25 protein-coding genes and 2 pseudogenes are annotated in these 23585 nt (G+C 71.9%); 16 read left to right on the top strand and 11 right to left on the bottom strand.

Annotated elements, in window-relative coordinates:
* Nucleotides 1–19 precede the first annotated feature (19 nt).
* Both ACIHIX_RS19470 and ACIHIX_RS19475 read left to right on the top strand, forming a co-directional pair.
* Nucleotides 20–271 carry a hypothetical protein gene (locus tag ACIHIX_RS19470; RefSeq protein ID WP_399957412.1) on the top strand — a complete coding sequence of 84 codons (252 nt, stop codon included), beginning with the start codon at nt 20–22 and terminating at the stop codon, nt 269–271.
* On the top strand, nt 268–813 hold the full coding sequence (locus tag ACIHIX_RS19475; RefSeq protein ID WP_399957415.1) for a TIGR03086 family metal-binding protein: 546 nt from the start codon (nt 268–270) through the stop codon (nt 811–813). The genes ACIHIX_RS19470 and ACIHIX_RS19475 overlap by 4 nt, the downstream gene beginning before the upstream one ends.
* Before the next feature lie 408 nt (nt 814–1221).
* Here the strand turns inward: ACIHIX_RS19475 and ACIHIX_RS19480 are convergent, their stop codons facing one another.
* The gene (locus tag ACIHIX_RS19480) at nt 1222–2115 is read right to left on the bottom strand and encodes a DUF72 domain-containing protein (RefSeq protein ID WP_399958553.1); all 894 of its coding nucleotides are present in this window, start codon (nt 2113–2115) and stop codon (nt 1222–1224) included.
* Nucleotides 2116–2217: 102 nt separating this feature from the next.
* Between ACIHIX_RS19480 and ACIHIX_RS19485 the strand changes: the two genes are divergently transcribed.
* Nucleotides 2218–2937 (top strand): NUDIX hydrolase, encoded by a 720-nt coding sequence (locus ACIHIX_RS19485; RefSeq protein ID WP_399957418.1) that lies wholly within the window; start codon nt 2218–2220, stop codon nt 2935–2937.
* On the top strand, nt 2934–3953 hold the full coding sequence (locus ACIHIX_RS19490) for an ADP-ribosylglycohydrolase family protein (RefSeq protein WP_399957421.1): 1020 nt from the start codon (nt 2934–2936) through the stop codon (nt 3951–3953). The genes ACIHIX_RS19485 and ACIHIX_RS19490 overlap by 4 nt, the downstream gene beginning before the upstream one ends.
* Nucleotides 3954–3962: 9 nt before the next feature.
* Here the strand turns inward: ACIHIX_RS19490 and ACIHIX_RS19495 are convergent, their stop codons facing one another.
* From ACIHIX_RS19495 to ACIHIX_RS19505, 3 genes are read right to left on the bottom strand one after another with little or no spacing between them, the layout of a single operon-like run.
* Nucleotides 3963–4376 (bottom strand): Rieske (2Fe-2S) protein, encoded by a 414-nt coding sequence (locus ACIHIX_RS19495; RefSeq protein ID WP_399957424.1) that lies wholly within the window; start codon nt 4374–4376, stop codon nt 3963–3965.
* Nucleotides 4373–4954: a DUF6529 family protein gene (locus ACIHIX_RS19500; protein WP_399957427.1), complete on the bottom strand. Its 582-nt coding sequence runs from the start codon at nt 4952–4954 to the stop codon at nt 4373–4375. The genes ACIHIX_RS19495 and ACIHIX_RS19500 overlap by 4 nt, the downstream gene beginning before the upstream one ends.
* 26 nt (nt 4955–4980) lie before the next feature.
* Nucleotides 4981–5637, bottom strand: coding sequence for a hypothetical protein (locus ACIHIX_RS19505; protein ID WP_399957430.1), 657 nt, complete (start codon nt 5635–5637; stop codon nt 4981–4983).
* Nucleotides 5638–5789: 152 nt separating this feature from the next.
* On the opposite strand from ACIHIX_RS19505, the gene ACIHIX_RS19510 reads away from it, so the two are divergent.
* From ACIHIX_RS19510 to der, 6 genes are all read left to right on the top strand, one after another.
* Nucleotides 5790–6194: a YidB family protein gene (locus tag ACIHIX_RS19510; protein WP_399957433.1), complete on the top strand. Its 405-nt coding sequence runs from the start codon at nt 5790–5792 to the stop codon at nt 6192–6194.
* Between the two features lie 99 nt (nt 6195–6293).
* Nucleotides 6294–6662 (top strand): chorismate mutase, encoded by a 369-nt coding sequence (gene aroH / locus ACIHIX_RS19515; RefSeq protein ID WP_399957435.1) that lies wholly within the window; start codon nt 6294–6296, stop codon nt 6660–6662.
* Nucleotides 6659–7744 (top strand): prephenate dehydrogenase, encoded by a 1086-nt coding sequence (locus ACIHIX_RS19520; RefSeq protein ID WP_399957438.1) that lies wholly within the window; start codon nt 6659–6661, stop codon nt 7742–7744. Before aroH ends, ACIHIX_RS19520 begins: the two co-directional genes overlap by 4 nt.
* 110 nt (nt 7745–7854) lie before the next feature.
* Nucleotides 7855–8541, top strand: a complete 687-nt coding sequence (gene cmk / locus ACIHIX_RS19525) for a (d)CMP kinase (protein ID WP_399957441.1) — start codon at nt 7855–7857, stop codon at nt 8539–8541.
* The gene (locus tag ACIHIX_RS19530; protein ID WP_399957444.1) at nt 8499–9182 is read left to right on the top strand and encodes a lysophospholipid acyltransferase family protein; all 684 of its coding nucleotides are present in this window, start codon (nt 8499–8501) and stop codon (nt 9180–9182) included. The genes cmk and ACIHIX_RS19530 overlap by 43 nt, the downstream gene beginning before the upstream one ends.
* Nucleotides 9183–9262: 80 nt before the next feature.
* Complete coding sequence (gene der, locus ACIHIX_RS19535; protein ID WP_399957447.1) at nt 9263–10741, top strand: ribosome biogenesis GTPase Der; 1479 nt, start codon at nt 9263–9265, stop codon at nt 10739–10741.
* A 56-nt stretch (nt 10742–10797) separates the two neighbouring features.
* Here the strand turns inward: der and ACIHIX_RS19540 are convergent, their stop codons facing one another.
* Nucleotides 10798–11193 carry a hypothetical protein gene (locus ACIHIX_RS19540; protein WP_399957449.1) on the bottom strand — a complete coding sequence of 132 codons (396 nt, stop codon included), beginning with the start codon at nt 11191–11193 and terminating at the stop codon, nt 10798–10800.
* Nucleotides 11194–11258: 65 nt separating this feature from the next.
* Entirely contained in the window at nt 11259–12041 is a 783-nt protein-coding gene (locus ACIHIX_RS19545) for a hypothetical protein (RefSeq protein ID WP_399957452.1), read from the bottom strand.
* 308 nt (nt 12042–12349) lie between these two features.
* Here ACIHIX_RS19545 and ACIHIX_RS19550 point away from each other — a divergent pair, with 308 nt between their 5' ends.
* A complete protein-coding gene (locus tag ACIHIX_RS19550) occupies nt 12350–12988 on the top strand; it encodes a transglycosylase family protein (protein ID WP_399957455.1) in 639 nt (212 codons plus the stop codon).
* Here the strand turns inward: ACIHIX_RS19550 and ACIHIX_RS19555 are convergent.
* Genes ACIHIX_RS19555 through ACIHIX_RS19565 form a run of 3 tightly spaced genes read right to left on the bottom strand, consistent with a single transcriptional unit; the run spans nt 12960 to nt 16844 of the window.
* Complete coding sequence (locus ACIHIX_RS19555) at nt 12960–13613, bottom strand: ABC transporter ATP-binding protein (RefSeq protein ID WP_399957458.1); 654 nt, start codon at nt 13611–13613, stop codon at nt 12960–12962. The two genes, ACIHIX_RS19550 and ACIHIX_RS19555, sit on opposite strands and share 29 nt — an antisense overlap.
* Nucleotides 13610–16363 carry an ATP-binding cassette domain-containing protein gene (locus ACIHIX_RS19560; protein WP_399957460.1) on the bottom strand — a complete coding sequence of 918 codons (2754 nt, stop codon included), beginning with the start codon at nt 16361–16363 and terminating at the stop codon, nt 13610–13612. Before ACIHIX_RS19560 ends, ACIHIX_RS19555 begins: the two co-directional genes overlap by 4 nt.
* Before the next feature lie 13 nt (nt 16364–16376).
* Nucleotides 16377–16844, bottom strand: coding sequence for a hypothetical protein (locus ACIHIX_RS19565; RefSeq protein ID WP_399957463.1), 468 nt, complete (start codon nt 16842–16844; stop codon nt 16377–16379).
* A 123-nt stretch (nt 16845–16967) separates the two neighbouring features.
* Here ACIHIX_RS19565 and ACIHIX_RS19570 point away from each other — a divergent pair, with 123 nt between their 5' ends.
* From ACIHIX_RS19570 to ACIHIX_RS19585, 4 genes and pseudogenes are all read left to right on the top strand, one after another.
* Nucleotides 16968–17519, top strand: coding sequence for a hypothetical protein (locus ACIHIX_RS19570; protein WP_399957466.1), 552 nt, complete (start codon nt 16968–16970; stop codon nt 17517–17519).
* Nucleotides 17488–18786 carry an ABC transporter substrate-binding protein gene (locus tag ACIHIX_RS19575; protein WP_399957469.1) on the top strand — a complete coding sequence of 433 codons (1299 nt, stop codon included), beginning with the start codon at nt 17488–17490 and terminating at the stop codon, nt 18784–18786. Before ACIHIX_RS19570 ends, ACIHIX_RS19575 begins: the two co-directional genes overlap by 32 nt.
* A 63-nt stretch (nt 18787–18849) precedes the next feature.
* Nucleotides 18850–19194, top strand: a pseudogene (locus tag ACIHIX_RS19580) (hypothetical protein); the annotation flags it as partial.
* Between the two features lie 70 nt (nt 19195–19264).
* A complete protein-coding gene (locus ACIHIX_RS19585) occupies nt 19265–20305 on the top strand; it encodes a helix-turn-helix transcriptional regulator (RefSeq protein ID WP_399957471.1) in 1041 nt (346 codons plus the stop codon).
* 43 nt (nt 20306–20348) lie between these two features.
* Here the strand turns inward: ACIHIX_RS19585 and ctaD are convergent.
* Nucleotides 20349–21920: pseudogene (gene ctaD, locus ACIHIX_RS19590) on the bottom strand (cytochrome c oxidase subunit I); the annotation flags it as partial.
* A 362-nt stretch (nt 21921–22282) separates the two neighbouring features.
* Between ctaD and ACIHIX_RS19595 the strand changes: the two are divergent.
* Nucleotides 22283–22498 carry an I78 family peptidase inhibitor gene (locus ACIHIX_RS19595; RefSeq protein WP_307032708.1) on the top strand — a complete coding sequence of 72 codons (216 nt, stop codon included), beginning with the start codon at nt 22283–22285 and terminating at the stop codon, nt 22496–22498.
* Nucleotides 22499–22585: 87 nt separating this feature from the next.
* Here ACIHIX_RS19595 and ACIHIX_RS19600 read toward each other — a convergent pair whose 3' ends face one another.
* Entirely contained in the window at nt 22586–23581 is a 996-nt protein-coding gene (locus tag ACIHIX_RS19600) for a phosphatase PAP2 family protein (RefSeq protein ID WP_399957475.1), read from the bottom strand.
* Nucleotides 23582–23585 lie beyond the last annotated feature (4 nt).

Genomic DNA, 23585 nt, shown 5'->3' on the forward strand with positions numbered 1-23585 from the left:
ACGGGTGAAGGGAGCGGACATGACCGCGACGGCGGACCGCGAGGAACGGGTACGGACGGTGGACTCGGCGGGCGGGACCGGCGGCACCGAGGATCCCCACAGCATGCGTCAGACGTCCTTGGAGAGCCGTATGCGGCCTCCGCTGCCCCCGAGGCTCCAGAGCCCGTCATGGGCGCCTGGGGAGCCGCTGAGAGACCCTGTGGTGGGCGTCCCGGCGCGTGGGCGGCTGCCGGGCGCGCCCTCCCTCGGCCTGCCGGAGGTGCTGTCGTGAACGCCGGGGAGCTGCTGGAGCGTGCGCTCGCCTACGCGCTGGGGAGCGTCGCCGAGGCCGAGAGCGCGGGCCTCGGCCGGATCACTCCGTGCGCCGAGTGGGACCTGGGGGAGCTGCTCGACCATCTCGACGACTCCCTGGACGCGCTGTACGAGGGGCTGACCGGCGGACGCATCGGGCTGCTGCCGCACGCCGACCGGGTCTGCGGGTTCCGCACCCGCGCGCGTGCGGTGCTCGGCGCCTGGGCGGCCGGACCGGGCGACGAGGTGCTGGTCGGTGAACGGCCGCTGGACGTGCGGGTCATGGGCGCGGTCGGCGCCGTCGAGATCGCCGTGCACGGCTGGGACGTCGCCCAGGCGTGCGGCAGGGCCCGCCCTCTCCCGGCCGCCCTCGCGGCCGAGTTGCTGCCGATCGCGCGGTGCGTGGTCGCGGTGGAGGACCGGGGCGTGCGGTTCGCCGAGCCGGTCGCGGTGGGCTCCCGCGCGTCGGCCGGGGTCCGGTTGCTGGCCTTTCTGGGGCGTCGCGACTGTCTTCCGGGATGACGGGGGGATCGGACGTCACTGCGTGTTGCGCGAGCCGGATGACGTCGAGTGGGGGGTGTGCCGGTGCTGGCATGCGCTGGGGTGGCGCCCGGTGTGTGGTCGCTGTGGAGGGGCGGGGGAGCCGGTCGTGGTGGGCTCCCGCGCACCGGCCGAGGTCCGGCTGCTGGCCTTTCTGGGGCGTCGCGACTGTCTTCCGGGATGACGGGGGGATCGGACGTCACCGCGTGCTGCGCGAGCCGGACGACGTCGAATGGGGGGTGTGCCGGTGCCGGCTTGCGCTGGGGCGACGTCCGGTGTGTGGTCGCTGTGGCGGGGCCGGGGGGGGGCTCCCGCGTACCGGCCGAGGTCCGGCTGTCGGCCTTACCGGGGCGCCGGGATTTCCCTGCCGGGATGACGTCGGCCCGGACGTCACCCCGTGCTGCGCGAGCCGGGTGAGGCCGGGGTGGGGGTCGGTTCGGTGGCGGTCAGCAGGCGTTTCATCGTTTCGGCGGCGTGGACGGCCGCGGTGCCGCAGCAGTTGTTGAACAGCACGTGGAGTTGGTCGACCCGCCCGGCCAGTGAACGCAACCGGGGCAGCCACTCGGCGAGTTCGGCCTCCCGGTACGCGTACCGGAACCGGTCCTCCTTGCTCCCGGCGCCCCATGAGGCGCTGCGTCCGTGGAAGCGGACGACGGACAGCCGCGGCGAGGTGACGGGAGCGACGGGCGGGATCGAGGAGGGGAGGGTCTGCGTCATGTCGACGGCCACGGCCGTCATGCCGTACCGGGCGAGCAGCGCGGCGGTCACATCCGCCCACTCCCTGCGCCACCAGCCGGGATGCCGGAACTCCACGGAGACCGGCCACCCGGCGGTCCGCTCGGCGCACTCGCGCAGAAACGTCCCGGCCCACTGCCCGGGCCGGAACCACGGCGGGAACTGGAACAGCACACCGCCGAGTCGCCCGGCCGCCCGCAGCGGCTCGATCCCCTCGGCGAAGCGTGCCCACACCGCGTCGAGCACGGCCGGGTCCCCGGGGTCGGCGGGCAGCCCGTCGGGCATCACGGAACTCCGGGTCGGATGACCTGTGAGCAGCGAGAACGCCTTCACGTCGAAGACGAAGCCGGGCGGGGTCCGCTCGGCCCACAAGGCGCTCGTGCGGGCGTCGGGCAGCGCGTAGTACGCCGAGTCGACCTCGACGACCGGGAACTGCCCGGCGTAGTGCCGCAGCCGTCCCTCGGCGTCCCGCCGCCCCGGCGGATACCAGCCGCTGCCGGTCAACGCCCGGTCCGTCCACGAACACGTGCCCACGAGGATCTCGCCCATGCGGTAGCGGTTACCCGGGTTGCGCGAACCCATTTACCCGGGTTGTGCGAACCCGCCCCGCCTCTTTATAGTCGTACTGACTATTAAGAGAGGGGGGTAGTTGTGGCCGACTACGACAAGCACGCCTACGAACCCTTCGCCGTCACCGTCGACCTCGCCGTCCTCACCCTGCGCGAGGGGGCCCTGCGCGTCCTGCTCGTCGAGCGCGGACAGGAGCCGTACGCCGGCCACTGGGCGCTGCCCGGCGGCTTCGTGCTGCCGGACGAGTCGGCCGAGACGGCCGCCCGGCGTGAACTCGCCGAGGAGACCGGCCTGTTCGACGTCTCCGGGCTGCACCTTGAGCAACTGCGGACCTACAGCGAACCCGACCGTGACCCCCGGATGCGGGTCGTCTCCGTCGCCTTCGCCGCGCTGCTGCCCGACGCGCCCGAACCGCACGGCGGCAGCGACGCGGCCGACGCCCGCTGGGTGCCGTACGACCAGGCCCGGCCGCTCGCCTTCGACCACGACCGGATCCTGGCCGACGCCCATGAACGGGTCGGCGCCAAGCTGGAGTACAGCCGTCTCGCCACCGCCTTCTGTCCGGCCGAGTTCACCCTCGGCGAGCTCCAGCAGGTCTACGAGACCGTGTGGGGCACGACCCTCGACCGGCCCAACTTCCGCCGCAAGGTGCTCGCCACGCCCGGCTTCGTCGAACAGGTCCCCGGCGCCGCGAAGTTGACCGGCGGGCGCGGCAAGCCTGCGGCGCTCTACCGCGCGGGACCCGCCACCGCCCTGCACCCGCCCCTGCTTCGACCGTCCCGGGAAGGACGCCCCACATGACCGCCACCACCGTCAGGAAGCGCGCCGCGACCGGCACGCTGATCGGGCTCGCCCTCGGGGACGCGCTCGGATTCCCGACCGAGTTCAACGACGTCCCGTCGATCCTCGCCAAGTGCGGGCCGTGGCGGGAGATGCGGCTGCCGGAGCGGGCGTTCGTGTCCGACGACACCCAGATGACGCTGGCTCTCGGGCGCGGGTTGCGGACGGCCATGGACCGTGGGCTGCTCGGGCCGCTGCGGCTGGAGCGGCCGCTGCGCGAGGAGTTCGTGGACTGGTACCAGTCGCCGGAGAACAACCGGGCGCCGGGGCGCACTTGTCTGACCGCCTGCAACCTGCTGAAGGACGAGCGTCGTCCCTGGCAGGACGCCAGCCAGATCGGATCCAAGGGCTGCGGTGCCAACATGCGCGTCGCGCCCATCGGGCTCGCCCCGGGCCTCAGTGACGAACAGCGTTCCGGCGCCGCCCAGTTGCAGTCCGCGCTCACCCACGGGCACCCGACCGCCCTCGCCGCGTCCGACCTCACCGCGCACGCCGTACGGCTGCTCGCACAAGGAGCCGAGCCGACCGGCCTGGTCGGGCTGCTGCGGTCGTACGCCATCGAGAACCGCACCCGGTATCACGAGCGTTGGCTCGGCGATCTGTGGACGCGGAGCCATGACCCCTCGGCCGAGCACTTCATCGCGCGCGGCTGGGACGAGTGCCTGGAGATCCTGGACCGGCTGCGGGACGCGGTCCGTACCGTGTCGCCGGAGACCGATCCGTGCCTCGCCACCGGCGAGGGATGGATCGCCGAAGAGGCCCTGGCGACCGGGCTGTTGTGCTTCCTGCTCTTCGTCGACGAGCCGGTGACGGCCCTGCGCAGGGCCGCCTGCACGTCCGGTGACTCCGACTCGATCGCCTGTCTGACGGGCGCGTTCGCAGGGGCGTACCACGGGGTCGACGCCTGGCCCGTCGAGTGGGCGGACCGGATCGAGTACCAGAGCGAGCTGGTGACCCTCGGCGCGCTCTGGGACTGAATGAACGGACTAGGCCAGCTGGATCGAGTCGCCGTCGACCGTGATCTTCTTCTCGGCCAGGGGCTGGGTGGCCGGCGGGTGGGCCACCGAACCGTCCTTGATGCTGAACTTGCTGCCGTGGCAGTTGCAGTTGATGGTGCCGCCAGAGACGCTGGCCACCGGACATTGCTGATGGGTGCAGATGTTGGTGAAGGCCTTGAACTCGCCCTTCTCCGGCTGGGTGACGACGACCTTCTCGTCCTTGAAGATCTTGCCGCCGCCGACCGGGATGTCGCTCGTCCTCGCCAACTCCGTACCGGCGGTCGCCTCGACCGTGTCGGAGCCGGAGTCGTTGTTGTCGCCGTACTCGCTGCACCCCACGGTGAACGCCGCCGCGCCCGTCGCGAGAAGCACCGAACGCCGCGTCGGGCCTTGCATCGTCATGTCGTCACTCCGAACGTACGGAAGAACCAGAGGGCGGACGTCAGCCAGATGATCGTCAGCACGGCGAAGACAAGGCCGCCGACGATCGGCAGCAGCCAGTTGGGAAGGCGCTCCGAGCGGAGCAGGAGCATCTTGGCACTGAAGGCACCGAAGAAGAAACAACCCAGGAGGGAGTGCCAGAAAACGCGCGTTTCGTACGTCTGATAGCCCAGCGCGTAGAGACAGTGGACCGCGACCGGCACCGCCACCAGGAAGGCCGCGCGGCCCGACCAGCGGTGCAGGGTCGAGGACCAGCTCGGGCCCGGCAGCCTGCCGTACATCATCAGCGCCGACGTGAGCTGCACCAGGGCGAAGAAGATCGCGACGGTGGCCAGCCAGGACTTCACGGCGCCCGTGCTGCTGAAGCCGGCGAGGTTGAAGGCGGTGCCCGCCGGGTCGTGCGTCTTGCCGTACACCCCGAGGCCGACCGCCACCGCCGCGGCGACCAGGGCCGGGAGCAGATAGCGGACCGGACTCGGCGGCCGTTCGGCGGGCGGCGGCGGGAATCCCTGGGTGGCGGCGTTCGGGTCGACGGTCATGGCGGCTCCCTTGTACGGACTGGAGTTCAGGGCGTGACAGGGCGGGCCGTGAGTTGCCGGCCTTCGATCGTCACCGCGCCCGTCTCCGGGTCGATCTCGGGGGCGGGGGAGGGCTTGCCGTTCTTGTCGAGGATGCCGACCTGGGTGCCGTCCTTCAGGACGATCCAGCCGCCGTCGAACTTCGCGTCGCGCACCGTGGCCGTCGCCCGGTAAAGGCCGGACGGCTTGATCGCCTTGTCCGCGGTGAACGCGTAGTGCCCGCCGCCGATGTCGACGGTGCCGCTGATCCGCTTGCCCGCCTTGAGCGTGCCGTTCAGCTCGGCGCCGCCCTTCCCGGTGAGCTTCATGGTGCCGTCGTCCTCGACGTCGCCCTTGAGCCACGACTCCTTGTCCCGGCCGTCGCAGAAGTACGCGATCGCCCGGCCGTCCCGCAGGGAGACGGCGACCGCGGAGGAGTCGTCGTCCGTACGGCCCGCGTAGTCGGCGTTGGGGATCGGCGACTTCGAGGGCGAGGGAGACGGGGACGGGGGCTTCGTCGTGGGCGGCGGTGACGCCTTGGGGCTCGGTGACTCCGTCACCGACGCAGACGATTTCTTCTCGCCTGTCGTCGCGTTGAGCGACAGCATGAACAGGCCTAGCAGCAGACCCGCGAGAAGGGTGAGCAGCGGTCCGGAACGCTTCATGAAAGGGCCTCCCCCGAGGCGAGCTTCCTGCCATGAGAGCGGAGACGGGGCCCCGAGTCCAGGGGCGCATCGGTGTGTTTTCTCCCCGAGTAGCGGAGCTGTGACATTCGGGTGACATTGTCAGGGTCCGTACTCCCGAAAGGCTTTTGATCATGGCGGGAAACGATCTCGGTGGCCTGCTGGGCAGCCTGCTCGGTTCGGGCAGCGGCTCCGGCGGGGGCAACATCCTGGGCGCGCTGCTCTCCGCCCTCGGCAAGCAGGGCGGCAACGGCGACAACCCGTTGGGCGGGCTGCTCGACACCCTCGCCAAGTCGGGTCTCGCCGAGCAGAAGGAGTCCTGGCTCGGCAACGGCGAGAACCAGGCGGTGACCGGCGCGCAGATCCAGCAGGCGCTGCCCGACGACACCCTTCAGGAGGTCGCCAAGGAGGCGGGCGTCTCCCCGGACCAGGCAGCCGACGCGCTCGCCCAGGAGCTGCCGCAGGCCGTCGACAGGATGACCCCGAACGGCGAGGTGCCGGCGTCCCTGGAGGAGCTCATCAAGCAGCAGTCCCTGTGAACGTCCCGGTGTCTCAGGGGGCGGGCGCCACGCACCCGCCCCCCGCGGTCTGACTAGGCTGGATGTACCAAGAGCCGTACATCAGCAAGGAGCATCGCCGTGGCGGTACGAGCGGTCCGGGGCGCCGTCCAGCTAGAGCGGGACGAGGCCGGTCACATGGACGAGCAGGTCGGAGCGCTGCTCACCGCCGTTCTGGAGCGGAACGACCTGACCGCCGACGACCTGATCAGCATCTGGTTCACGGCCACTCCGGACCTGCACAGCGACTTCCCGGCCGCCGCGGCCCGCAAGCTCGGCAGCGGCTTCGCCGACGTACCGCTGATCTGCGCCCAGGAGCTCGACATCGAGGGCGCCATGCCGCGCGTCGTGCGGATCCTCGCGCACATAGAGTCCGAGCGGCCCCGCGCCGAGATCAACCACGTCTACCTCGGTGCCGCCGCCGCTCTGCGCAAGGACATCGCCCAGTGAGAACCGCACTCGTCATCGGCACCGGTCTCATCGGCACCTCCGCCGCGCTGGCGCTCGTGAGCCGGGGCGTCACCGTCCACCTCGCCGACCACGACCCCGAGCAGGCCCGTACCGCCGCCGCGCTCGGCGCCGGCACCGACGAGGCGCCTCAGGGGCCCGTCGACCTCGCGATCGTCGCCGCCCCGCCCGCCCACGTGGCCGGCGTGCTCGCCGACGCCATGCGCCGGGAGGTGGCCCGGGGCTACATCGACGTGGCCAGCGTCAAGGGCGGCCCGCGCCGCGAGCTGGAGGCCCTCGGCCTCGACCTCTCCTCGTACATCGGCACGCACCCCATGTCCGGGCGGGAGAAGTCCGGCCCGCTGGCCGCCTCCGGCGACCTCTTCGAGGGCCGCCCATGGGTGCTGACCCCGACCCGGGACACCGACACCGAGGTGCTGAACCTCGCCCTGGAGCTGGTCTCGCACTGCCGCGCTGTGCCGGTGGTCATGGACGCCGACGCCCACGACCGCGCGGTGGCGCTGGTCTCCCACATGCCCCACCTCGTCTCCAACATGGTCGCCGCCCGGCTGGAGAACGCCGAGGAGTCCGCCGTACGGCTGTGCGGGCAGGGCATCCGTGACGTGACCCGGATCGCCGCCTCCGAGCCCCTGATGTGGGTGGACATCCTGTCCGCGAATCCCGGGCCGGTCGCCGACCTGCTCTCCGACGTCGCCGCCGACCTGCAGGAGACGGTGCAGGCCCTGCGTGGGCTGCAGTCCTCGGACGAGGCCGAACGCGGCAAGGGCGCGGTCGGCATCCAGGACATCCTGCGGCGTGGGAAGGCCGGCCAGGTGCGGGTACCCGGCAAGCACGGCTCGGCGCCCCGGTCGTACGAGATCGTGGCCGTCCTCATCGACGACCAGCCCGGACAGCTGGCCCGCATCTTTGCGGACGCCGGACGGGCCGGGGTCAACGTCGAGGACGTCCGCATCGAGCACGCGACCGGGCAGCAGGCCGGTCTGGTGCAGCTGATGGTGGAGCCGCAGGCCGCGCCCGTACTGACCGCGGCGCTGCGGGAGCGGGGCTGGTCCATCCGGCAGTGAGCGCCCCGGCCCTCCGCCCGTAAGGAGGCCGCCGACGAGCCAGTACCCTTGTGCGGGGCCCTCGCGCGCCCCGCACACCCCACCACACCGCACCAGGAAGGTGTCCCCCCGTGGAAAACGGCGCCGCCCAGCCCGTGATCGTCGCCATCGACGGTCCCTCCGGCACCGGCAAGTCGAGCACGTCGAAGGCCGTTGCCGCGCAGCTCGGTCTGAGCTACCTGGACACCGGCGCCCAGTACCGGGCGATCACGTGGTGGATGGTGACCAACGGGATCGACATCGAGGACCCGACCGCGATCGCCGCCGTGGCGGGCAAGGCGGAGATCGTCTCCGGCGACGACCCGGCCGACCCGACGATCACCGTCGACGGCACCGACGTCGCCGCCGCGATCCGCACCCAGGAGGTCACCTCCAAGGTCAGCGCGGTCAGCGCGGTGCCCGAGGTGCGGGCCCGGATCACCGAGCTCCAGCGCTCGATCGCCGCCGGCGCGGAGAAGGGCATCGTCGTCGAGGGCCGGGACATCGGTACGACCGTGCTGCCCGACGCCGACCTCAAGATCTTCCTCACCGCCTCGCCGGAGGCGCGTGCCGCCCGCCGCAGCGGTGAGCTCAAGGGCGCCGACGTCAACGCCACCCGCGAGGCCCTGATCAAGCGGGACGCGGCCGACTCCTCCCGCAAGACCTCGCCGCTCGCCAAGGCGGACGACGCGGTCGAGGTGGACACCACCGAGCTCACGCTCGCGCAGGTCATCGAGTGTGTCGTCACCCTCGTCGAGGAGAAGCGGGCCGGGAAGTGACCGCACCCTCCCTGCGGGGCGCCGAGGTCGGGCGGCGCATCGGCGTCGGCCTGATGTACGGGCTGTGGAAGCCGCGCGTGCTCGGCGCCTGGAAGGTGCCCGCGGCCGGGCCGGTGATCTTCGCCGTCAACCACTCCCACAACATCGACGGCCCGATGGTCATGGGCGTCGCGCCCCGGCCGACGCACTTCCTGATCAAGAAGGAAGCGTTCATCGGTCCGCTCGACCCGTTCCTGCTCGGTATCGGACAGGTCAAGGTCGACCGCTCGGGCACCGACCGCGGGGCGATCACCCAGGCCCTGGACGTGCTGTCCGCCGGCGGTGTCCTCGGCATCTTCCCGGAGGGCACCCGCGGCGAGGGCGACTTCGCCGCGCTGCGCGCCGGGCTCGCGTACTTCGCGGTCCGCAGCGGCGCTCCGATCGTCCCGGTCGCCGTGCTGGGAAGTTCCGAGCGGCGGGGACGGTTGATAAAGGCGCTGCCTCCGTTGCGCAGCCGCGTCGACGTGGTCTTCGGTGACCCGTTCGAGGCGGGCGACGGCTCCGGGCGGCGCACCCGCAAGGCGCTCGACGAAGCGACCGAGCGCATCCAGAAGCAGCTCACCGCGCACCTGGAAAACGCCAGGCACCTGACCGGGCGCTAGGCGACACTAAGTAGTGGATCAAACCGACAGAATCCGGTTGGTCCACCGATCACCACGATGAACGACGAGGTACGGACTTCATGAACGACCACATCGACTCCGAGGGCTCTTTCGCAGAGCACGACCACGGAGCGCTTGGCGATGCCGAGTACGCGGAGTTCATGGAGCTCGCCGCGGAAGAGGGCTTCGACATCGAGGACGTCGAGGGCGCGATCGAGGCGGCCGGTCACGGGCCGCTGCCCGTGCTCGCCGTCGTCGGCCGGCCGAACGTCGGCAAGTCGACGCTCGTGAACCGCATCATCGGCCGTCGCGAGGCCGTCGTCGAGGACAAGCCCGGCGTCACCCGCGACCGGGTCACCTACGAGGCCGAGTGGGCGGGCCGCCGCTTCAAGGTCGTCGACACCGGCGGCTGGGAGCAGGACGTCCTCGGCATCGACGCCTCCGTCGCCGCCCAGGCCGAGTACGCGATCGAGGCGGCCGACGCCGTCGTCTTCGTCGTCGACGCCAAGGTGGGTGCCACGGACACCGACGAGGCGGTCGTACGACTGCTGCGCAAGGCCGGCAAGCCGGTGGTGCTCGCCGCCAACAAGGTCGACGGCCAGAGCGGTGAGTCCGACGCCGCCTACCTGTGGGCTCTCGGCCTCGGCGAGCCGCACCCCATCTCCGCGCTGCACGGCCGTGGCACCGGCGACATGCTGGACGCCGTCCTGGAGGCCCTGCCGGAGGCCCCCGAGCAGACCTTCGGCACCGCCGTCGGCGGCCCCCGCCGCATCGCCCTCATCGGCCGCCCGAACGTCGGCAAGTCCTCGCTGCTGAACAAGGTGGCCAACGAGGAGCGGGTCGTCGTCAACGAACTCGCGGGCACCACCCGTGACCCGGTCGACGAGCTGATCGAACTCGGCGGCGTCACCTGGAAGTTCGTCGACACCGCCGGTATCCGCAAGCGCGTCCACCTCCAGCAGGGCGCCGACTACTACGCGTCGCTGCGCACCGCGGCCGCCGTCGAGAAGGCCGAGGTGGCGGTCATCCTGATCGACGCCTCCGAGAACATCTCCGTCCAGGACCAGCGCATCGTCACCATGGCGGTCGACGCGGGCCGCGCCATCGTCCTCGCCTACAACAAGTGGGACACCCTCGACGAGGAGCGCCGCTACTACCTGGAGCGGGAGATCGAGACCGAGCTCGGCCAGGTCGCCTGGGCGCCCCGGGTCAATGTCTCGGCGCGCACCGGCCGTCACATGGAGAAGCTGGTCCCGGCGATCGAGACGGCGCTGGCGGGCTGGGAGACGCGCGTCCCCACCGGCCGCCTCAACGCCTTCCTCGGTGAGCTGGTCGCCGCCCACCCGCACCCGATCCGCGGCGGCAAGCAGCCCCGCATCCTCTTCGGCACCCAGGCCGGCACCAAGCCCCCGCGGTTCGTGCTCTTCGCCTCCGGCTTCATCGAGGCGGGCTACCGCCGCTTCATCGAGCGCCGGCTGCGCGAGGAGTTCGGCTTCGAGGGCACCCCGATCCACATCTCCGTGCGGGTGCGCGAGAAGCGCGGCAACAAGAAGAAGTAGACGTACGGCACACGGAAGGGCGGCCCCCGCTGCGGGGGCCGCCCTTCCATGCTTCCTCAGAGGCCCCGGCGCGGGCCCGGCGGCAGGGCCGGCACATGCTGCACCATCGTGCCGTGCTGCCCGACCTGTCCGACGCGCTGCCACTGCGACTGCTGCTGGCCCACGCGGGCGCTGTGCGCGCCCGCGCTGTAGGCGCTGTACGAGCTGCTGAACGACCCCGGCCGGTGCCCGCCGTACGACTCCGCGCCCTGGGCGAGGTTCCCGAAGGCGACGAAGTCCAGCTCGTCCTCGCCGCTGCGGTCACCCGGCAGCGTCCGGAAGGACTTGACGTACTCGGCGTAGAGCGCGTCGTAGATCGGCGTGGCCGAGGGACCGCCGAGCGGGTCCGGAGTCGACCGCGACGAGGGGATCGACTGGAAGGACGGGCGGCGGGGAACTTCGTATGCGTGCACGTATGTCCAAACGACCGCAGTCTTCAGGGGATGCGGGCGCGTTCAGGTGCACAGGGGCGTCGGGGTCACGTCCCCGCGAGCGGCAGCGCCGAGGCGACCAACTTGCCGTTGGCCGCCGCCTTGTCGATGGCGTCCCGCAGCAGGTCCTCCCGCGGCTGACGGCCGATCGAGCCCACCGGCGCCGCGAACATCAGCACCTGCTGGTGCTTGTTGGCGGCGGCCCGCCAGCCCTCGGTGACCTGAAGCGGCTGATGCGCCTGCCACCAGGCCACCGGCTGACCGCCGTTGGCCGAGGGCTGGAGCACCGCGTGCAGCTGCCCCATGGCCAGCAACACCGACCAGCCGTGCAACACCGGCGGCACCTCGGACAGTTCGGTGACCGGCATGAACCCCTGCTCGATGAGGAGCGGCAGGAAGTCGTCACCGACGCCGGTCGCGCCCGGGCGCACGATCGGCCCCGTCGGCTCGACCACGAGCGCCGGGTGCAACTCCCCGGCGATCAGCACCAGTCCGCTGGTGACGCCGAGCACCGCCTGCTCGGGGACGACCTTGTCGGGGTCGAGGTCGACGGTGTCGCCGGTGATGGACCTGACCGCTCCCTGGAGCTGCTCCTCGGTGACCTGGACGACCTGCGAGGGCAGACAGGTGGCGTGGGCGAAGGCGAGGACGGCGGTCTCGTCACCGATGAACAGGACGGTGCTGGTGCGCTCCGCTTCGGAGTCGCCGGGGGTGCGGCAGGACGTGCAGTCGTAACTGCCGGGGGCGTTGTCTCCGGCGAGCAGCCGGTCGGCCTCTTCGTCGCCGATCTCGGCGCGAACTTCGTCGCTGACGTCGAGCAAGCGCGGCACGGGTGACTCCCTCAGGAAGCGGTGCCCGGGTGGGTCCCGGGCTCATGAAGAAGACAACGGGCGATCTGTGGCGGGAGTCACGCTCCAGAGCGAACGGAATCGAACCATGTGGCGCAACGGGCCACCACAGGGTGCGGGACAGGGCATTCATGATCAAGTCTGTGCAGATCCACGGACGTTGGTTCGTCGATCCCCGGGGTGGCGGCGCGCTGGGGCCCCGTCCGGCCGGTCCGCCGACCGGGTGGGGCCCGCGCCCGTGCCGGTCGCGTATCGACGGCGGCGGCGGACGCCCTGCTTAGCGTGAGCCGATGTACCGCACGCCGCTCAAGCTGCTCCTCGCCGTCTGTCTGCTCGCCGGGGCGGCTCCCGCCCTCGCACACGCGGCCCCGCCGCCCCCGTCCCCGGGCCCGCTCTCCTCGACGGTGCCGTACGACTGCGCCCGCGACGGCTGGCCCTGGAGCTGTGTCGCGGAGTGCGAGAGCAGCGGACGCTGGACCGCGAACACCGGCAACGGCTTCTACGGCGGGCTCCAGTTCTGGCAGCCCACCTGGAAGGAGTTCGGCGGGCTGAAGTACGCCCCGCGCGCGGACCTCGCGACCCGGGCACAGCAGATCGCCGTCGCCCAGGAGGTGCTGGCCGTGCAGGGCTGGGAGGCCTGGCCGGTCTGTTCCCGGCGGTACGGGCTCCAGGGCCGGATGCACACGGTGAAGGCCGGCGACACCCTCTCGGGGCTCGCCCGCAAGTACGGCGTCCAGGGCGGGTGGCGGGCGCTCTACCGGGCCAACAAGGACATCGTCGGGCGCTATCCGGACCGGCTGAACGTGGGGACGCTGCTGGTCATTCCGAAGAGCGCCAAGGGCGCGAAGGAAGCGAAGGGTTCGGGCCGGGCCGCGGTGCTGTTCGGGGCGCCGCTCGACCCTATGCCCGCTCGGCCGCCTCTCCGCTGAACACGACCTCGCCCCTGCGCAGTTCGTACACCACGACGGGGGAGACGGCCGTCGCCCGGTCCCGCAGGGCCGGTGGCAGGCGTTGTTCCGCTACGACCACACAGGCGTCGAGCCCGGCCAGCAGGGAGTACGTGCGGGCGGCGACCGCGGGGGACATGCCCTGTGTCGGCTCGTCGACGAGCAGTACGCGCGCGCGGGTCAGCAGGGCGCGGGCGAGGGCGAGCATGCGCTGCTCACCGCCGGAGAGGGTGCCGGCGCGACGGGGCATCAGGGCCTCCAGCTGGGGGTACGCGTCGAGGGCCGGGGTGGCGGCGGGCGCGGCCAGGTCGAGGTTCTCGCGGACGGTGAGGGAGCCGAACACCGCGCGGCTCTCGGGGACCAGGTGGAGGCCGCGGCGGGCGCGTTCGTGGGCGGGGACGCGGGTGATGTCGGCACCGTCCCAGACGACGGCGCCGCCCGAGAGCGGGACCGTTCCGGCGAGGGCGCGCAGGACGCTCGTACGGCCGGAGCCGTTGCGGCCCAGCAGGACGGTGAGGCCGGGGGCCGGGGCGGCGAGGGTGACGCCGTGGAGGGCCTCCAGGGGGCCGTAGCGCACGCGTGCGTGGCGCAGGGCGAGGGTCGTCATGCCGGGCTCTCCTGAGCGCCGAGGGTGTCGAGCACGTGCTCGGGCGGGCCGGAGGCGATGATGCGGCCCGCGGCCATGACATGAACGACGTCGGCGAGGTCGGCCACCAGGTCGAGATCGTGCTCGACGACTAGCAGTGCCGTGCCGTCGGCGGCGAGGGCCTTCAGGACGCGGGCCAGCGCGGCCACTTCGGCGGTGTCGAGGCCTGCGGCGGGTTCGTCGAGGAGGAGTACGCGGGGGTTGCCGGCGAGGGCACGGGCGAGTTCCACGCGGCGGAGGGCGCCGGTGGGGAGTCCTGCGGCGGGGAGGGCGCGGAGGGGGCCGTCCAGGGCGAGGAGTCTCAGGGCGTGGTGGGTGGCGGTTTCCGGGTCGGGGGCGTGTGTCTGTTCTGCGCCCACGCGGACGTTCTCGGCGACGGTGAGGGAGGGGAAGACGGCGAGTTGCTGGAAGGTGCGGGCGATGCCGAGGCGGGTGCGGGCGTGGGCGGGGAGGCGGGTGATGTCCCGGTCGGCGTAGCGGACCTGGCCGTGCGTGGGCCGGTGGGTGCCGGCGAGACAGTTGAAGAGGGTGGTCTTGCCGGCGCCGTTGGGGCCGATGACGGCGGTGATGCGGCCGGGGTGGACGGTGAGGTCGATGCCGTCGAGGGCGGTGAAGGTGTCGTAGCGGGCTGTGAGGTGGTGGGTGGTCAGCACGCGGCCTGCGGCCGCGCTGTGTTTCCCACCCGCGTCGCGCGTGCGGGTTTCGTGGTCGGGTGCGGGTGGCGCTTGTGGGGGGTGAGCGCCGTTGGCGGCTGCGGGTCGACTTTGTAGAGGTTGGGCGCCCTCGGCGGCTGCGGGTCGACTTTGTACAGGTTGAGCGCCCTCGGCGGCTGCGGCTGCGGCTGTCGTTCGGCGTTCGGGTGTTCTCAGGCGTCTGCGCACCTCCACCCCGGCCGGCGTCAGCCGCACCGCCCTCCGCGCGCGCAGCCGCCCCGCCCCCGTCAGCAGCGCCTCGTACGGTCCGCTGGGGAAACGGCCCACCAGTACCGCCAGCACCCCGATCAGGGCCGCCGCCACCCCGCCCCGCGCCCCAGCGTCCAGGCCCACCAGCAGGGCCGCCGCGGTCAGGGCGCCCAGGGTGCTGTCGGCGCCCAGGACCATGACCGCGGCGAACCAGAGCAGGCCGCGGACGGGATCGAAGGCGCCGGGGTCGAACGCGCGTACGCCCATGCCGAGCAGGCCGCCGCCCAGGGCCGCCAACGCAGCGCCCGCGACGAACGCCAGGAGCTTCAGGGACGGGACCCGGACGCCCGCCGCCGCCGCGCCCGCCTCGTGGTCCCTCATCGCCGCCAGGGCCCGGCCCGTACGGCCCGTGCGGAGCAGGCGGGTCGCCCACAGGGCCGCCGCCAGCAGCGCCAACTCCAGGACGTAGTAGGCGCGGTCACCCTCGAAGCCCGCCGGGCGGTCCAGGGACAGGCCCGCCGTGGCGTACGGCTGCGCGAAGACGAACCGGCTCACCCCCACGCCCACCGCGAAGGTCGCCAGCGCCAGGGCCAGGCCACGGCGGGTGATCGCCGGCCAGCCGGTCAGGAGGCCCAGAGGGGCGACCAGGAGGACCGCCAGGGCGAGGGCGGGGAGCTCGGGGAGTCGCAGCACGCCCGGAAAGCGGCCCGCCGCCAGCAGCGCCGTGAACAGGGCGCCCAGGCCCGCGTACGCCGCTTGGCCGAGCGAGATCTGGCCGCCCCTGCCCGTGACCACGACCAGGGACAGCAGCACCACGCCCAGCGCCGGCACCTGCACCGACGTATGGAGGTCCGAGCCCGCGAAACCGAGGGGGAGGAGGAACAGCACCACCGCCACGATCCACGCGCCCGGTGGCGTCGGCACGCGCGCGGTGGCCGTGCGCGGGAGGGCGTCCCGGGTGCCGACGCGGGGGAGGGCCAGGGCGGCGAGCAGCAGAGCCACCACGAAGAGGTTCGCGCCGACCGCCTGGAGCAGCGGTTCGGCCCAGCCGGGCGGGTGCAGACGGGTCAGCTGGCTCTGGCCCACCCCGATCGCCAGCGCGACCCCGATCGCCAGCGGCAGGCTGCGCATGCGGGCCGCCACCGCGACCGCCACCACCTCCATGACCAGCAGCGGCAGGCCGTACGGGTCCAGGCGCACGTACGGCGCCAGCAGCACGCCCGTCAGGCCCGCCGTGAACGAGCCGAACGCCCAGCCCGCCGCGGCCACCCGGTCCGCGTCGATCCCGCCGAGCACGGCCAGTTGGCGGTCGTCCACGACCGCGCGCAGCTCACGGCCGAAGCGCGTCCAGCGGATCAGCGCGCCCACACCCACCGCGAGGACCAGCACGACCGCCAACTGCCCCCAGGGGTCCGACGACACCAGCTCCGGCGCGTCGTCCCGCGCGCCCTGGCCCCACAGCAGCGCGGCCCCGCCCACCAGCAGCACGAACACCCCGATGGAGGCGACGAGGGTCTGCGCAGGGTCGCCGCCGAGTACGGACAGGGGCCGGAAGACCCAGCGTTCCAGGGCCACTCCGAGGGCCGGCGCCAGCAGCAACAGCGTCGCCGCCGCTCCCGCCCACAGGGGCCAGCCCCACTCGACCACGCACTGCCGCAGCACGTACGCGCACACCATGGCGATCGCCCCGTGCGCGAAGTTGAGGACGCCCGTCGCGCGGTACGTCACGATCAGGCCGATCCCGGTCAGCGCGGCGGCGCTGCCGACCGAGAGCCCGGCGAGTGTGAGGTCGTAGGTGAGGGACGACATCGGCCGCGGGGTCTCAGTCGGTCTCTTCGGCGGGTTCGCAGATGGGGCAGGCGCCCAGCTCACCACTGGCCACCAGCTTCCTGTCCACCGGCACGGCCTCCACCTTCCCGGCCACCAGCGGACAGTCCGCGCGGTGCCAGAGCGTGCCGCCCGGCACCATCAGCAGATCCCCGCTGAGCGCGAGGGGGGCCGTGGCCGGCTCCGCGGGGCTCTCCTGCTCGGCGGCCACCAGGAGGCCGTACAGTTCCGCCACGCGCGCGGCGGCGAGCGTGTCCCGGCCGTGCGCCAGCAGGACCGCGCCCGCGACGATCAGCGCGGCGCCGGGGACCGTGCAGGAGGCCAGATAGGGCAGCTGGCGTTCGGCGAACCGCTCGCCGGAGACGCCGTACCAGCCGAGGACGCACAGCACCGCGCCCGCGGCGAGCGCGGCCCAGCCGGCCCACTGGACGGGATGCACGGTCCGCAGTCGGGCTGTCCGCATCTCTGGCTCCCACATGTCGCATGCCTGTCCATGTCAGCCAATCTTTTGCACTATGCACTCTGGAAGCTGACCCTGAAAGCACCGGGCGCACATGGCCCGGACCGACACCCGGTGGTGAGCCAGATGGTTCTCGGGAGCGACCGCACATGGGGGAACGGCAGCCGAGGGCTGGTGGCGGTGGTGTTCGTCCTCGCCGCGTCCCTCACGGCGTGCAGCGACGACAGCGGCGGTGGCGGCGACAGTCCGCCGCCCAGCCCGGTCCCGGAGACGACGACGAGCGCGCCCGCGAGTCCGTCCGTGAGCGGGCCGGCCGACGAGGCGGCGGCCGAGAAGGAGGTCAAGGAGAACTGGCAGAAGTTCTTCGACCCCAAGACCTCCACGAAGGAGAAGCAGGCCGTCCTGGAGAACGGCGACAAGATGGGTCCCGTCCTGGCGGCCTTCAGCGGCGACGACCGGGGCGGACAGGTGAAGGCCGAGGTCACCGAGGTGGAGTTCACCGCGCCGACCGACGCGACCGTGACGTACACGCTGCTCCTGAACGGCGCGACCGCCCTGCCGGACGCCTCGGGGACGGCCGTGGAGCAGGACGGCACCTGGAAGGTGTCCGTCACGACCCTGTGCGCCCTGGTCCAGCTGAGCGGGAATGCGACGGCGTCCGCCCTGCCGGGCTGCTGAGGCCGCGGCCGTGGTGCTGCTGCTCGCCCTGACGACGGCGTGCGGCAGCAGGCTCCCGGAGAGCGACTTCGAGCACGGCGGACGGACCACGCCGGCCCAGGACACCGCACCGATCCGTGTCGGTATCGTCACCAGCGCCACCAGCCCGGTCGGCGGCGACGCCTTCACCGGACCCCGCGACGGCGCCAAGGCGTACTTCGACCGACTCAACGCGCGCGGGGGCGTCGACGGCCGCCCGGTCGAGGTGCGGGAGTGCGACGACGGCGGCAGCGGCGTCGGCAACAACACCTGTGTGCACCGGCTGATCGACGAGGAGAACGTGGTGGCCCTGGTCGCCACCACCTCCCTCGACTACGCGGGCGCCTCCCGCGTCTCCCACGCGCGCGTGCCCGACATCGGCGGCCAGCCCATCGGCAACGCGTACGACACCTGGCCGCACCTGTACGGCATCTACGGCAGCCTCGCGCCCCGCGACGGCACCACCGGCTGGGACGGACGGCAGTACGGCGGCACCGAGGTCTACCGGTACTTCAAGCGCGAGCAAGGGGCCCGTACGGCCGCCGTCGTCTCGTACAACCAGGCCGCGTCCGCCGCCTACGCCCGGCTCGTCGTCCAGGGGCTGAAGGCCGAGGGCTACGACGTCGTGACCGAGCAGGTCGACTTCGCGCTGCCCAACTTCCGTGCCGTCGCTGCCGATCTCAAGGACCGGGGCGTCGACCTCGTGTTCGACGCGATCGACGCGCACGGCAACGCCCGGCTGTGCAAGGCCATGGACGACGTGGGCGCCCGGGTCACCGCCAAGGTCACCAACGTGCAGAACTGGACCTCCGCCGTCCCCGACGAGTACAAGGACTCCCCGCACTGCCGCAACGCCCTGTGGGCCACCGGATCCAGCCGGAACTACGAGGACACGGGCGAGGCGGCGGTACGGGAGTTCAGGGACGCCACCGAGGGACTCGAGACGCACTCCCAGTGGCAGCTGGAGGGGTGGGCGGCCGCCATGTGGTTCACGGACGCGGCCACCGCGTGCGCGAAGGCGGGGAGCGGTGTCACGCGCGCGTGCGTCGACGGGTTCATGAACCGCGGCGAGGACTACACCGCCGACGGGCTGCTGCTCCCGGTCCGGTTCGAACGGCTGGCCGAGCCGCCGAAGACCCGCCGGACCTGTCTGTCCGTGGCCCGCTGGCAGGACGGGAAGGGGTGGGTCTCGCAGGGGGAGATGAACGACACCTGCTTCGAGGTGCCCCAGCTTTCCTATCGCCAGTAAGGCAACCAAAAGGCAAAGCCGCGGGTCTCACCAGGAAGCAGAGCCAGGAAGGATCCGTACCGCATGACAACGTTGGCCCGGCCGACGGCACCCCTGCGTGCCGACTGCATCGCCGACTCCGCGGGCGGGCTGACCTTCGACGTCACCGTGGACGGGCAGGGCGGCGCCGCCCATCTCGTGCTGCGCCGGCGCGACGGGCACGAGGAGGTGTTCCTGCCGCTGACCCCGGCCGCCGACGGCCGGCTGCGCGCGGCCCTGCCGAGCAGCGTCGGCCTCCCGGAGGGCTGCTGGGACGCCTACGCGCGCGTGGACGACGGTGAGCGGCGGCTGATGCCCGGCCTGATGGACCTGCGGGCCGCCGACGGCCGGGTCCCGTACGAGACCCGGCACGGCAACCTCAGTCTGCGCTGCGGGAAGTAGCGGGAGCAGAGGGCATTGCGGACCGTGGCTGTCCGCGAGCGCTGGCAGACTCGGCCCCATGTTGGAGACCTCGGCACGACTTCTGCGCCTGCTCTCGCTCCTCCAGGCCCACCGCGAATGGTCCGGCGCCGATCTCGCCGACCGCCTCGGGGTCACCCCGCGTACCGTGCGCCGGGACGTGGACCGACTGCGTGAGCTGGGCTACCCCGTCAACGCCAGCCCCGGCACGGGCGGCGGCTACCAGCTGGGCGCGGGGGCCGAGCTGCCGCCGCTGCTGCTGGACGACGACGAGGCCGTCGCCGTGGCCGTCGGTCTGCGCACGGCCGCCGGGCAGGGCATCGAGGGCATCGGCGAGACGTCGGTACGGGCCCTCGCCAAGCTGGAACAGGTCCTGCCGAACCGGCTGCGCCGCCGCGTGGGCGCCCTGAACGCCTTCACCGTGCCGATGCTGCGCGGCCCGCAGCCCGGTGCCGTCGACCCGGCCGTGCTGACCGAGCTGGCCCACCTCTGCCGGGACGCGGAGCGGCTGCGCTTCGAGTACAGCGACCACGAGGGCACTCCGACCCGTCGTACCGTCGAGCCGCACCGCCTGGTCTGCACCGAGCGCCGCTGGTACCTGGTCGCCTGGGACCTCGACCGCGACGACTGGCGGACCTTCCGCGTCGACCGCGTCACGCCCAGGCCGCCGCACGGGCCCCGCTTCACCCCGCGCACCCCGCCCGCCGAGGACCTCGCCGCGTATGTCTCCCGGGGCGTCTCCACGCGCGCGTACGCCGCCCATGCCGTCGTCAGGCTGCTGGTGCCCCTCGCGGAGGCCGCCGAGCGGATCTCACCGAGCGCCGGACAGCTGGAGGCGGACGGACCCGACGCCTGCATCCTGCGCACCGGGGCCGCGAGCGTCGACGTGATGGTCATTCACGTGATGATGACGGGCTTCGAGTTCGAGGTGCTGGAGCCCGCCGAGCTGACGGAGGCGATCAGGACGGCTCACGGCCGGCTTGCTCGCTCGCTGGCTCGGGCTGGGGAGCGAGCGCCGCGTACTGCGGATGGTGCAGATCGAACGCCGGGGACTCGGAGCGGATCCGCGGCAGCGTCGTGAAGTTGTGCCGGGGCGGCGGGCAGGACGTCGCCCACTCCAGCGAACGGCCGTAGCCCCAGGGGTCGTCGGTCTCGACCTTCTCGCCGTACTTGGCGGTCTTCCAGACGTTGTAGAGGAACGGCAGCGTCGAGATGCCGAGCAGGAACGCGCCGATCGTCGAGACGGTGTTGAGGGCGGTGAACCCGTCGGCGGCGAGATAGTCGGCGTACCGGCGCGGCATGCCCTCCGCGCCCAGCCAGTGCTGCACCAGGAACGTGGTGTGGAAACCGACGAACAGCGTCCAGAACTGGATCTTCCCGAGCCGTTCGTCGAGCATCTTGCCGGTGAACTTGGGCCACCAGAAGTAAAAGCCGCCGAAGATCGCGAAAACGACCGTGCCGAACACGACGTAGTGGAAGTGCGCGACGACGAAGTACGAGTCGGAGACATGGAAGTCCAGCGGCGGGGACGCCAGGATCACCCCGGTCAGGCCGCCGAACAGGAACGTCACCAGGAAGCCGCACGACCACAGCATCGGGGTCTCGAAGGACAGCGAGCCCTTCAGCATGGTGCCGATCCAGTTGAAGAACTTCACGCCCGTCGGCACGGCGATGAGGAACGTCATGAACGAGAAGAACGGCAGCAGCACCGCGCCGGTGACGAACATGTGGTGCGCCCACACCACGATCGACAGACCGGTGATCGCCATCGTCGCCCCGATCAGCGTCAGATAGCCGAACAGCGGCTTGCGGCTGAAGACAGGCAGGATCTCCGTGATGATCCCGAAGAACGGCAGCGCGATGATGTAGACCTCGGGATGCCCGAAGAACCAGAACAGGTGCTGCCACAGCAGCGCCCCGCCGTTGGCCGACGCGAACACCTGCGAGCCGAACCGGCGGTCCGCCTCCAGCACCAGCAGCGCGGCCGCGAGCACCGGGAACGCCATGAGGATCAGGATCGACGTGAACAGCGTGTTCCAGGTGAAGATCGGCATCCGGAACATCGTCATCCCGGGCGCGCGCATCCCGATGATCGTGGTGATGAAGTTGACCGCGCCGAGGATGGTGCCGAAGCCGGCCAGCGCCAGCCCCATGATCCACAGGTCGGGGCCGACGCCGGGGGAGCGTTCCATACTGTTGAGCGGTGCGTAGGCGAACCAGCCGAAGGCGGCGGGCCCGGACGGCACGAGCAGCGAGCCCAGCACGATGAGCCCGCCGAACAGGAAGAACCAGTACGACAGCATGTTCAGCCGGGGGAACGCCACGTCCGGCGCGCCGATCTGCAACGGCATCAGCTCGTTGGCGAAGCCCGCGAAGCTCGGCGTTGCGAACAGCAGCAGCATGATCGTGCCGTGCATGGTGAACAGCTGGTTGAACTGCTGGTTGTCGAGGAGCTGCAGGCCCGGCCGGGCGAGTTCGGCGCGCATCAGCAGCGCCATGACCCCGCCGATCAGGAAGAACACGAACGACGTGATCAGGTAGAGGTGACCGATCTTCTTGTGGTCGGTGGTGGTCAGCCAGTCGACGACGACCTTGCCGTGGTTCCTGGTCCGCACGGGTCGCTCCGCCGTGTGCACGGTCTGGGTGCCCATCGCTCGCTCGCCCCTTCGCTCGTCGCGTCCCGGGTCAGCCGTCATGATGCTCGCGTCGCCGCGCACCGCGACAGGGGGCGTGCGGGGGTTCTGTGCGGGAAGCGTGTTTTTCCTATGTGGCGTCAGCTTCCGTGGCGCTGTGCCGAATCGGAATGGAAAGGCCCCGGAGGCGCGTCCACCGGAACCTTTCCGCACCTTTCCGTCTCGTTATTCGGGGAGCGATCACGACACGCGGGAATTCCGTTCGATTGCGCGCGGAAGGCGTAGGGAACCGCCCGTTCGTGTGACACCGGCCGAGGGAAACGACTGTCGGGATCCTGTGACAGAAGCGTGACCGGAGAGGGATCAGCTACCCACCGTGTCCTGTTCTCTGGCCCCGGCGCGCGCCCAGGCCCTAGCGTGGCCGTATGGCACCGATACCGAAACCGCCCGCCGAACCACACGACAATCCGGACGCCTACGTGGGCCTGGAACAGGCCCGGGCCGAGCGGCTCGCGCGCGAGAAGGGCTGGTCCACGGTCCGTTCGCTGCCGCCCGGAGCGATCATCACGATGGAGTACCGCAGCGGTCGGCTGAACTTCGAGGTGAAGGACGGGCGAGTGGCGCGGTCCTGGAAGGGCTGACACAGGGCGACGGCCCCCGCTCCGTGGAGCGGGGGCCGTCGCCGCGGGGTGGGTGTGTGCGTACCGTCCCCGCTGTCCGCCGGTGGCCTATCCGCCTGTCAGGGGGCGGGCCGCCGAGGTCGTGCCGCGGGCGACGCGGTCGGGATGGGGTGGCCGGCGCGGGCCGACCGGGGTGACCGGGGTGCGCTCCGAGCGGGCCGTGTGCGGGCCCGGCGCCAGATAGGCGGGCGCCCGGGTCGAGCGGGCCGCGGGCTCGCTCTGCGGAGCGGTGCGCGGCTTGAGCGGCACCGGGACCTCGACGGGCTTGACGGCCGTGGGTACGGCGCGGCGGGCCCGCCAGCGGTCGCGCAGGTCGAAGAGCGCGGTCTCGGTGCGGGTGATGAGCGGCTCGCACCAGGGCAGGGCCAGCAGGACGAGCAGGCCCGCGGTCCAGCCGAGCATGACGTCACTCAGCCAGTGCGTACCCAGGTAGACGGTGGCGAGGCCGACGCCGAGCGAGGTCACGGCGGAGACGGCGGACAGCCATCTGCGGGCTCTCGGGGTGGAGGCCAGATAGGCCAGGATGCCCCAGGTGACCACGGCGTTCGCGGTGTGGCCGCTGGGAAATATATCGCCGCCCAGACCCATCTCGTTCGCGCCGATGGTGGTCGCGTAGTGCGGACCGAGACGGCCCATGCCGAGCTTGGCGGCGCCGACGGTGAGGTTCAGCAGCAGCAGCGAGGCGCCCAGCGTGAGCATCGGGCGCAGCGTGTGCTGTCGCCAGGAGCGCCAGCCCAGCCAGGCCGCGACCATCACCGCGGTCGGGCCGCGCTGGCCGAGCACCACGTAGTAGTCGACGAACCAGTGGATCTCCTGCCACTGCTGGTACGGCCGGAAGAACATGACCTGCCAGTCCAGCCGGACCAGCCACGACGTGTCCACCACGAGCCACACGATCGCCAGGTAGAACAGCAGGGTTCCGGCGAGCAGCGCGACCCGGTGCCGGGACATCTTCGGCACGTCGAGGTGAGCCGGTCGTTCCGGCTCACGGTCCAGTCTGGCGAACACCCGGTCCAGACGGGTGAGGTTTCGTTCGGTACGCACCCAA

Origin of the sequence: Streptomyces sp. NPDC051913 (assembly GCF_044593635.1) — a bacterium.
In the GTDB taxonomy this organism is placed as follows: Bacteria; Actinomycetota; Actinomycetes; order Streptomycetales; family Streptomycetaceae; genus Streptomyces.

Excerpts from the sequence above, each read along its gene's own strand:
- ACIHIX_RS19510 (WP_399957433.1), top strand. The coding sequence starts at position 5,790 with ATGGCGGGAAACGATCTCGGTGGCCTGCTGGGCAGCCTGCTCGGTTCG.
- ACIHIX_RS19555 (WP_399957458.1), bottom strand. The coding sequence starts at position 13,613 with ATGACGACCCTCGCCCTGCGCCACGCACGCGTGCGCTACGGCCCCCTG.
- ACIHIX_RS19480 (WP_399958553.1), bottom strand. The coding sequence starts at position 2,115 with ATGGGCGAGATCCTCGTGGGCACGTGTTCGTGGACGGACCGGGCGTTG.
- ACIHIX_RS19490 (WP_399957421.1), top strand. The coding sequence starts at position 2,934 with ATGACCGCCACCACCGTCAGGAAGCGCGCCGCGACCGGCACGCTGATC.
- ACIHIX_RS19570 (WP_399957466.1), top strand. The coding sequence starts at position 16,968 with ATGGTTCTCGGGAGCGACCGCACATGGGGGAACGGCAGCCGAGGGCTG.
- ACIHIX_RS19470 (WP_399957412.1), top strand. The coding sequence starts at position 20 with ATGACCGCGACGGCGGACCGCGAGGAACGGGTACGGACGGTGGACTCG.
- ACIHIX_RS19500 (WP_399957427.1), bottom strand. The coding sequence starts at position 4,954 with ATGACCGTCGACCCGAACGCCGCCACCCAGGGATTCCCGCCGCCGCCC.
- ACIHIX_RS19575 (WP_399957469.1), top strand. The coding sequence starts at position 17,488 with ATGCGACGGCGTCCGCCCTGCCGGGCTGCTGAGGCCGCGGCCGTGGTG.
- ACIHIX_RS19560 (WP_399957460.1), bottom strand. The coding sequence starts at position 16,363 with ATGTCGTCCCTCACCTACGACCTCACACTCGCCGGGCTCTCGGTCGGC.
- ACIHIX_RS19505 (WP_399957430.1), bottom strand. The coding sequence starts at position 5,637 with ATGAAGCGTTCCGGACCGCTGCTCACCCTTCTCGCGGGTCTGCTGCTA.
- ACIHIX_RS19550 (WP_399957455.1), top strand. The coding sequence starts at position 12,350 with ATGTACCGCACGCCGCTCAAGCTGCTCCTCGCCGTCTGTCTGCTCGCC.
- der (WP_399957447.1), top strand. The coding sequence starts at position 9,263 with ATGAACGACCACATCGACTCCGAGGGCTCTTTCGCAGAGCACGACCAC.
- ACIHIX_RS19585 (WP_399957471.1), top strand. The coding sequence starts at position 19,265 with ATGTTGGAGACCTCGGCACGACTTCTGCGCCTGCTCTCGCTCCTCCAG.
- ACIHIX_RS19565 (WP_399957463.1), bottom strand. The coding sequence starts at position 16,844 with ATGCGGACAGCCCGACTGCGGACCGTGCATCCCGTCCAGTGGGCCGGC.
- ACIHIX_RS19495 (WP_399957424.1), bottom strand. The coding sequence starts at position 4,376 with ATGACGATGCAAGGCCCGACGCGGCGTTCGGTGCTTCTCGCGACGGGC.
- ACIHIX_RS19595 (WP_307032708.1), top strand. The coding sequence starts at position 22,283 with ATGGCACCGATACCGAAACCGCCCGCCGAACCACACGACAATCCGGAC.